The sequence below is a fragment of the Longimicrobium sp. genome (genome assembly GCF_036280135.1).
Taxonomy (GTDB): Bacteria; Gemmatimonadota; Gemmatimonadetes; order Longimicrobiales; family Longimicrobiaceae; genus Longimicrobium.
In genome coordinates, this window is the sequence record NZ_DASURI010000078.1 from 1 (window position 1) to 5,035 (window position 5,035).

7 protein-coding genes are annotated in these 5,035 nt (G+C 65.8%); 4 read left to right on the forward strand and 3 right to left on the reverse strand.

What is annotated here, in order from left to right; translation table 11 throughout:
- Positions 1-219 (reverse strand): hypothetical protein (locus tag VFZ20_RS02720; RefSeq protein ID WP_329682285.1); only part of this gene is annotated, 219 nt, incomplete at its 3' end.
- A gap of 211 nt (positions 220-430) precedes the next feature.
- Between VFZ20_RS02720 and VFZ20_RS02725 the strand changes: the two genes are divergently transcribed.
- Positions 431-739, forward strand: coding sequence for a non-heme iron oxygenase ferredoxin subunit (locus tag VFZ20_RS02725; RefSeq protein WP_329682286.1), 309 nt, complete (start codon positions 431-433; stop codon positions 737-739).
- A gap of 64 nt (positions 740-803) precedes the next feature.
- Here VFZ20_RS02725 and VFZ20_RS02730 read toward each other — a convergent pair whose 3' ends face one another.
- On the reverse strand, positions 804-1,190 hold the full coding sequence (locus VFZ20_RS02730; RefSeq protein WP_329682287.1) for a hypothetical protein: 387 nt from the start codon (positions 1,188-1,190) through the stop codon (positions 804-806).
- Positions 1,191-1,400: 210 nt separating this feature from the next.
- On the opposite strand from VFZ20_RS02730, the gene VFZ20_RS02735 reads away from it, so the two are divergent.
- Together VFZ20_RS02735 and VFZ20_RS02740 are read left to right on the forward strand one after the other, a co-directional pair.
- Positions 1,401-2,012 carry an SGNH/GDSL hydrolase family protein gene (locus VFZ20_RS02735; RefSeq protein WP_329682288.1) on the forward strand — a complete coding sequence of 204 codons (612 nt, stop codon included), beginning with the start codon at positions 1,401-1,403 and terminating at the stop codon, positions 2,010-2,012.
- Between the two features lie 325 nt (positions 2,013-2,337).
- On the forward strand, positions 2,338-3,366 hold the full coding sequence (locus tag VFZ20_RS02740) for a hypothetical protein (protein ID WP_329682289.1): 1,029 nt from the start codon (positions 2,338-2,340) through the stop codon (positions 3,364-3,366).
- 104 nt (positions 3,367-3,470) lie between these two features.
- Here the strand turns inward: VFZ20_RS02740 and VFZ20_RS02745 are convergent, their stop codons facing one another.
- Positions 3,471-4,547 (reverse strand): Ran-binding zinc finger domain-containing protein, encoded by a 1,077-nt coding sequence (locus VFZ20_RS02745; protein WP_329682290.1) that lies wholly within the window; start codon positions 4,545-4,547, stop codon positions 3,471-3,473.
- A 188-nt stretch (positions 4,548-4,735) separates the two neighbouring features.
- On the opposite strand from VFZ20_RS02745, the gene VFZ20_RS02750 reads away from it, so the two are divergent.
- A complete protein-coding gene (locus tag VFZ20_RS02750) occupies positions 4,736-5,017 on the forward strand; it encodes a hypothetical protein (protein ID WP_329682291.1) in 282 nt (93 codons plus the stop codon).
- The last annotated feature ends 18 nt before the right edge of the window (positions 5,018-5,035 follow it).

Consider the following 5,035-nt stretch of genomic DNA (forward strand, 5'->3'; position numbering starts at 1 on the left):
TCCCCGCATGCGGCGAGCAGCAGGATTGCGGCGAGCATCAACCGGCCAGGTGTGGCGAGGCGGATCAGACGCGTTGGGTGGATCATCAAGGATCGAGAAATAGACGTAGTTGAAGTTCCGGAACAATTGCGAAACCCCGGCCGGAGCGAACGAATTCGCCGCTGGAAAATCGCGAAGTCCGCCTGCGCGGACTGCCCCAGAAAGGTTGCCCTTGTGCACCGGGGCGGGCGTCCGGTCGGTTGAAGCCTCGCACAGTTTGCGAGGCTTTCCGCAGTTGTTGCGGCGAGTTCACTCGCTCCGGCTCGGGCCCGGCCATTTACTCCGGCCGGATGCCGCGCCTACTGTATGCCCCCCGTCCGCTTGCCTCCACGCGTCGCGGCGGCGCATCTTGTCGCCCGACACGACAACCCGCGACACGAGACGAACATCCATGCCGGAATACGATGCCGCCCCCCTCGCCGACGTGCCGGAGGGCGAGGCGCGCGAGTTCACCCTTGGTGGCCGCGAGATCGTGCTGTGCAACGTGGACGGCGAGATCTACGCGCTGCAGGGCATGTGCACGCACGAGGAGCTGCCCCTGGACGGGGGCGAGGTGGACGGGACCACGCTCGTCTGCAACTGGCACGGCGCCACGTTCGACGTGTGCACCGGCCGCGCCACCGGCCTGCCCGCCACCGAGCCCCTGCAGACGTTCGAGACGCGCGTGGACGGCGGCCGCATCTTCGTGACAGTGGACTGAGCGCCATCCCATCCGCATTCCTTCCCGAGCCCCGGCCGATCCGCTTCGGCCGGGGCTCGCGGCGTCAGCGAAAGGTGAGCGAGCCCGCGTAGCCGTTCCAGTCCGCGAACGCCGTCTGCCCGTGGGAATACTGGTAGCAGTAGCGCGTCCGGATGAACACGCCGTCGTCGCGCGTCTCGTACAGGTTGTCGGCGCGGCGCGTGACCTGGACCTGGTACACGCCGGCCCGCTGGCGCATGGGCGCGAACAGCTGATCCACCTCCTGCAGCTGCCCGTAGCCCACGAGGGCCATCGTTCCGCGGTCGATCTCCACTTCCTGGAGAAATCCCTCGATGGGGCAGGTGGTGGCGTCGCTCCCGGCCAGCGGCGCGGCGCCCAGCTGGGACGTCACCATCGCGAGCAGGGCAATGCGGCCCGCCCGCCGCGCGGATCGACGATGCAGGATGTCCATGGGGAACCGGTGTGTCGGGATGGAGATGAGGAAGACTCGTACGATACGCCGCCCCCGCCCATCGCACCAGCACCACGTCTGGCGCCGAACGCAGCGGGGAGGCATCATCCACACATGAAGCAGATCATACTTCTCGGGCTGGCGGCGGCCCTCGCGGTGGCGGGGTGCGCGCGGCCAAGCGAACCACTCAGGGGCGGAGGGGCGGGGGAGATGCGATTCCTGGCGCTGGGCGACTCGTACACCATCGGCGAGGGCGTGGACGAGGCGGACCGCTGGCCCGTGCGGCTTGCCGGCCTGCTCCGCGAGCGCGGCATCGCGATCGACGAGCCGGAGATCATCGCCCGCACCGGCTGGACGACGGACGAGCTCTCCGCCGCCATCGACGAGGCCAACCCCCGCGGCCCGTACGCGCTCGTGACGCTGCTGATCGGCGTCAACAACCAGTACCGCGGCCGCGACGCCGAGGAGTACCGCGCGCAGTTCACGGACCTGCTGCGGCGCGCCGTCGGCTTCGCGGGGGGCGACGCGCGGCGGGTGATCGTGCTGTCCATCCCCGACTGGGGCGTCACGCCCTTTGCCGAGGGCCGCGACCGCGCGCGCATCGCGGCGGAGATCGACGTCTACAACGCCATCAACCGCGACGAGGCGGCCCGCGCCGGCGCCCGCTACGTGGACGTGACGGCGCAGACGCGCTCCGCCGGCGCCGACCCCGCGTTCGTCGTGGGCGACGGCCTGCACCCCTCCGCCCTCAGCTACGCCGAGTGGGCCCGCCTGGCCCTGCCCGAGGCGGAGCAGGCGCTCGCCGCTACACAAAAGCATTGATTCTACGTTACTATGTGAAGAACCTCTGGCGCAGCAAGGGGGTAGGGAATGGGAAAGGGTTCGAAGCGTAAGCGGGACGGGAAGGATGAAAAGGCGCCTCCGGAACCAGTTCGTTTGCGGTCCACTCAGATCGTCTTGCGGCGATTGAGGCAGGCTTGTTACGCGATTTGCGGAGGATCGTTCGTTGCTATTCCCGCCGCCATGATGGGAGAGCATGTTCCTACACTGCGTATGTTGGCCGTCGTGAGCAGCGTCGCTCTGTTCTCCGGCGTAACGGGACTGCTGATCGAGATCGTAGAAGATAGAGTTTTCCCGGGAGGAAGTGATGACAACTGAACAGGACTATGAAGGTAGCAGCGTTGGGTTGAAGCTACGCGATCAGTTGCTACACCTTTCGCCCATTACAGGGATGGTGCTGTTTGGATTAGCTGGAGTTCTCTGGCTAGTCACGACACAGCCGCTCTCAGTCGTTGGATCTAGTTTCGAGCTGGATACTCCCCTTCCCGTAGATCGTTGGGCGGTGTTGTTTTCTTCCGTATTCGGCCTTATCACGCTGCTTTCCGGGCTTTTCGCCATGACCGTTTATGTGCATGCCTTGACGGCGGACGGCCGCCCTGAACGGGGAGATGCCGAAACGGAGATGCTGATTGAAAGCGTAATTGGGAATTCTATGGCGCCTGTTCTTGAGGAAGCATCACATTCGGCCGCTTGCGAAATGGTAAACATTAGTCCGGCTTACCGAACCTATCTTGCGTTTGGTAGCGATCTGCCAAAAGCATTGCTCGCTGAACCGTTGATGATAGCAGGAGCGCATAGAAGCTTGTTTAGCGCAGCCCAGTTATTAGGAGCCCCGATCTCGTGGCCACTTCGTCATGTTGAGACAATGCTCAATATGCAAAGATCTATGGCTAAGCTTCTAGCGATCGCGAAACCAGTTCCGTTGCTAGACAATGTGCATTCTTCGTTGAATGTTGGCGACCTCGTGTTTCATTCACGCCAGTACACTCCGAGGTTCATGTATTCAGGTGCCCTGCTGGGAGCCTCCATTTCAGGTTCTCTCCCCGGTTTGCCGTTTGATCCGAGTCCTTTCGGAAGGTTGTTGAGTGAGGTGGCGTTAGCTACTAAAAATGTCCAGCTTGCCGAGCAACGGGTAGCAATTCGTGCGAGTCTTCTGCGGCTGATTGCTGGTGTGCTGGATGTGGATGATGCTCGGGAAGAAAGAACGTTATCGGTGGAGGCTGAACGAGCACGTACCATGTTGGACCACCTCGATCCGACTCTTGGCCCTGAAGAGATGGACGCGTTGCAGCGGCTCTTCGATCCCGAATACCTGATAGCTGTTTTGAAACCATGAGTTCGGATCGTTAGCCTTGTGACAGGAACACAGGAACAGCAAAGCTGAAAGCCCCGCCGGACGCGTGTCCGGCGGGGCTTCGTGTGCGCATCGGGAGCGGCGGATCAGGAGCCGTCCTTCTCCGGCTCCACGATCTCGATCTTTCCGGATCCGCTGCGCTTCATCCGCAGGGTCACGGGCTGGCCCTGGCGATAGCGGGCGAACTGCTCGGCGCTCACCTCCTGCTCGTGCGTCTTGCCGTCCTCGTCCGTAAAGCGCAGCACGTAGCGCTCGATGCGCGCGCCCTCGCGCTCGTTGCGGTCGATCTGCACCGTGGGCCACGCCGGCTGCCTGCTGGCGTCGCCGCGAGCCCACGACGTGTCGTCGGGGAGCCAGCGCTCGATCTCGTACGCGAACTTGGTGTCGTAGATGGGCTCGCGCCGGTAGACGGGGTCCTGGTACGTCTCCGTGTGGTAGCGCGTCTCGTACTCGGGCTCCGTGCAGGTCTTGTCGCGGAAGTACCCGTTGCCCATGTCCTCCTGCCCGCACGTGTACGTGCGCGTGCCCGTCTGCACCCGCTCCGAGACCTGCCGCGAACGCGTCTCGTAGTGATCCAGCACCTGGCGGTAGTCGCGGACGGCGCGAAACGAGTTCGTCTGCCGTCCGCCCTGGGGCACGGACCAGTCCTCTTCCTTGACCGTGCGGTACTCCTGCACCTCCACGGCGCGCGACCACTCCTTGGCGGCGATGGTGGCCGTGACCTCCTTGGGCCCGTTCCACCACACCAGCCCACCCACGAGGGCCACCAGCGCGGCCGGCCCCTTCCACCCGCGCCGCTTCCGGGGCGGGGCGGCGGCGCCCAGCGCCCGGACGGGCTGCTGCCTGCCGCCGGAGCGGGGCACCTCGTCCATGCCGTACTCGTGCGTCTGCTGCCCGGGGCTGCTGCCGCGGACGGCGCCGCAGCCGGGGCAGTGCGTCTGCCCGGCGCGGGCGCTGGCGCCGCAGTGCTCGCACACCCAGTCGGCGCCGGCGCTGGCCTCGGACAGGCGCGCGGCGTCGGTGACTTCGGGCGCGTCTTCGGGGAGGTAGAAGCGGACGCCTTCGGGGCGCGGGTTGCCGCAGCCGTCGCAGCGCACCTGCCGGCCCAGCAGCCCCTGGGTGCCGCACGTGGGGCAGTCCCACCGGCCTTCGCGAATCGCCATCTCAGGTCAAGCAGAGGGGGAACGGTCCGCCGCGCGAGGGAGGTGGCGCGGCGTGGAGCGGAGTGGATGAACGAGCAGCGCGTGTAAGATGTTTCATCGCCGCGAGTTTGGGAAGCGGGGGGAACACCTGCCCGCGTCCGGGGTTCTCCCCGCGCCCGCATCCCGCCCCCTTTTGCCCCGTCCACAGCATGCCCATCCGCCGCGACCTGTACGAGACGATGATCGAGGAGCGCGTGGCCGCCGAGCAGGAGGCGCGACGGGAAGAGCGGCGCTACTGGATCCTCACGCTGCTGGTGTGCATGGCGTGGTGCGTGGTGGGCGCCGTGGTGACCGGCGCCGGCTTCGCGCTGCAGCTCAAGGAGGAGGATGCGAAGCTGCTGATCGACGCGGGGCAGGGGATCGCCGCCGCCGGCGTGCTGGTGACGGTGGTGTATGCCGGCTACCACCGGCGGAAGAGCGGGTTGGAGTAGGGCAGATCGGCGGATCGG

Excerpts from the sequence above, each read along its gene's own strand:
- VFZ20_RS02725 (WP_329682286.1), top strand. The coding sequence starts at position 431 with ATGCCGGAATACGATGCCGCCCCCCTCGCCGACGTGCCGGAGGGCGAG.
- VFZ20_RS02730 (WP_329682287.1), bottom strand. The coding sequence starts at position 1,190 with ATGGACATCCTGCATCGTCGATCCGCGCGGCGGGCGGGCCGCATTGCC.
- VFZ20_RS02735 (WP_329682288.1), top strand. The coding sequence starts at position 1,401 with ATGCGATTCCTGGCGCTGGGCGACTCGTACACCATCGGCGAGGGCGTG.
- VFZ20_RS02740 (WP_329682289.1), top strand. The coding sequence starts at position 2,338 with ATGACAACTGAACAGGACTATGAAGGTAGCAGCGTTGGGTTGAAGCTA.
- VFZ20_RS02745 (WP_329682290.1), bottom strand. The coding sequence starts at position 4,547 with ATGGCGATTCGCGAAGGCCGGTGGGACTGCCCCACGTGCGGCACCCAG.
- VFZ20_RS02750 (WP_329682291.1), top strand. The coding sequence starts at position 4,736 with ATGCCCATCCGCCGCGACCTGTACGAGACGATGATCGAGGAGCGCGTG.